Below are 2790 nucleotides of genomic sequence, written 5' to 3'. Positions count from 1 at the left end.
GGCAGCTCGCACGCCACCTCGGAGACGCGCAGCAGGATCAATTCGAGTGCTTCCAGGTTGGCGGCGGGCGTCGCGCGAAACGCGGCCAGCAGCGGCGCTACCGGCGAGGCGCGGATCATGTCGGCCGCCAAATAGCTGTTGAGCGGCGGCAGGGCGATGGCGCGGTTCCTGCCCACGGCGGCGGCACGCGTTCCCCCTTCCGACAACGTGATCACCGGACCGAACACCGGGTCCCGGGTCAGGTTAACGGCGAGCTCGCGGCCATTCGGCTTGATGATCATCGGCTCGATTGCGATGCCGTTGATACGCGCGTCGCGATGATTGCGCCGCACGTCTTCCTGGATCTCCTGGAACGCGCTGCGCACCGCCGCCAAGCTGTTCAGATTGAGGCGCACGCCGCCCGAGTCCGACTTGTACGGAATGTCGGGCGACTCCACCTTCAGCGCAACCGGCAGGCCGACCTGCTCCGCATACGCGATCGCCTCGTTGGCGCTGCGCATGATCGCGGTCGGCGCAATCGGGATGCGGAAGGACGCGAGCAGCGCCTTCGACTCCATCTCGTTCAGCGTCGAACGTCGCTCGCTCAGTGCGGAGTCGATGAGCAGGCGTGCGCTCTCCACCGACGGCGGCGCCAGGTGCGAAAACGAAGCCGGCGTCTGCATCAGCATCTGCTGGTTGCCGTAGTACGTCGACAGCTGGGCCAGCAGCCGTACCGCCCGCTCGGGGGTGTTGAACGTCGGGATGCCGGCTTCCTTGAACAACCGGCGCGATTCGCGGACGAGGTCCTCGCCCATCCAGCAGGTGAGCAGCGGCTTCTTCGTCTCCTGCGCTGTCGCGATGATCGTGCGCGCGGCCTCGGTCGGGTCACTCGCAGCGTGCGGGATGAGGATGACGAGCACGCTGTCGACGTTCGCGTCGGCCGCGCACGCCCGCAACGCGAGATCGTAATGGACCGCCTTCGCGTCGCACTCCAGATCGACCGGGTTGCCGTGCGACCAGTTCGTCAGCAGCGTCTTGTCGAGATGGGAGATCGTGGCCGCGGAAAGCTGCGCCAGCGGTATCCCCATTTCGGCGGCGCGGTCCGCCGCCATCACGCCCGGACCGCCGCCATTGGTGATCACCGCCAGCCGGTTCCCGGACGGGCGGAAGCGCACGAACAGCGCACCCGCTGCCGCGTACATCTGTTCCAGTGTCTGCAGGCGCACCACACCGGCACGCCGCAGCGCCGCGTCGAAGACGTCGTCGTCGCTCACCATGAGGCCGGTGTGCGAGCGGATCGCCTGCGCCGCACCCGGATGGCGGCCGACCTTGATCAGCAGCACGGGCTTGACGCGCGCGGCGGCACGCAGGGCGCTCATGAAGCGGCGTGTGTCGTGAATACCCTCGACATACAGGAAGATGGCCTCGGTGCGGCCGTCCTGCACCATGTAGTCGAGCGCCTCGCCGATGTCGATGTCGGCCGCGTTGCCGACCGAGATCACGCCGGAGAAACCGACGTTGTTGGCCTTGGCCCAGTCGAGCATGGAGGCCACCAGCGCCCCCGACTGCGAGATGAGCCCGATGGAACCGGGCAGCGCACTGCCCAGGGCGTGCGTGGCGTTGAGCCCGATCGAGGGGCGGATGAGCCCGATGCAGTTGGGACCAATCAGCCGGATGCGATGGCGGCGCGCACTCTCCAGGACGCTGCGCTCGAGCGCCGCCCCACGCTGGCCGGACTCGGAAAATCCGGAGGAGATGACGACTACGTAGCGCGCCCCCGCCCGGCCGCAGGCCTCGACGATGCCCGGCACCGTCGACGCCGTGGTCGCGACCACGACGAGATCGAGCCGCTGCGGGATGTCCTCGACCGACGCGTAGGCGACGAGATCGTAGACTTTCTTGTGGTTCGGATTGACCGCGAAGAGCTTGCCCTTGTAGCCGGCGTTGAGCACGTTGCGGATGATGATGTTGCCGATCGCGCCTTCGGTTTCGGAGGCGCCGATGATGGCAACGGACTTCGCCTCGAAGAGCGAGGTGAGGTAGTGCCGCTCGTGCATGCTCACGGGACTTGCGCCCCGCGGGGCACCGCACGAGCGTTGACGACCATGCTCACCTCTCCCGTCCTGGCGTGCTCTTCACGTTGGCGCTTCAGAGCGCCGGATACTTCGACGGATCCGTCACCCGCTCCAATGCCTTGTTGAGTTCGGGCAGCGTCACCTTGTCGTCGTACACGCCCGCGCTCACCTGGATGCCGGAAGCGAACGAGATGTCCGCCACGTGCGCATAGGACACCTTGCGCGACAGATTGCCCGCGCCGGGCTTGGGCCACACGTACTCGACCCAGCCTCCGTGCGGCTGATCACCCGCTTTGCACAGTTCCTTGAAGATGTACTTGCCGTTGTTGTCCTGGATCTGCAGGATGGATTTGCCGACGAGATCCGGACGCAGCGGGTGGGCCACCATCTTGTCCAGCCGACAATCGTAGACGAAGACGTAGCTGTCCTTCCACACCCACTTGCCTTCGGCGTTGTTGAACTCGGCGTAACCGGATGCGCCCTTGTCGTGCAGGAACTTGACCGCCTCGCGCACCTTGGTCATGGCTTCCTCCGGCGTTGCGGTGTCCGGGCCGGCGGCAAAGCCGGCCCCCCCCGCCGTAACTGCAATCAATATCGCAATCGAAATCGCGCTCTTCTTGAATCCGTTCATCGTTCTGGCTCCCCTAATGGCTGTCTGCATCGCTTCCGCAGCGGAAGCGCGTCGGTATGTCTCGAACACGGCGCACCGTCACTTCGGCGCGCCGATCAACGGCTT

2 protein-coding genes are annotated in these 2790 nt (G+C 66.2%); both read right to left on the bottom strand.

From position 1 onward, the window contains the following. Nucleotides 1–2036 (bottom strand): acetate--CoA ligase family protein (locus JNK68_01895; GenBank protein MBL8539101.1); only part of this gene is annotated, 2036 nt, incomplete at its 3' end. A gap of 91 nt (nucleotides 2037–2127) precedes the next feature. Next, a complete protein-coding gene (locus JNK68_01890; protein ID MBL8539100.1) occupies nucleotides 2128–2685 on the bottom strand; it encodes a cache domain-containing protein in 558 nt (185 codons plus the stop codon). Nucleotides 2686–2790: the final 105 nt, after the last annotated feature.

Source organism: Betaproteobacteria bacterium (assembly GCA_016791345.1).
In the GTDB taxonomy this organism is placed as follows: domain Bacteria; phylum Pseudomonadota; class Gammaproteobacteria; order Burkholderiales; family JAEUMW01; genus JAEUMW01.
The sequence above is the reverse complement of the archived record's forward strand: the minus strand, read 5'-3'. Positions and strand labels throughout refer to the sequence as shown.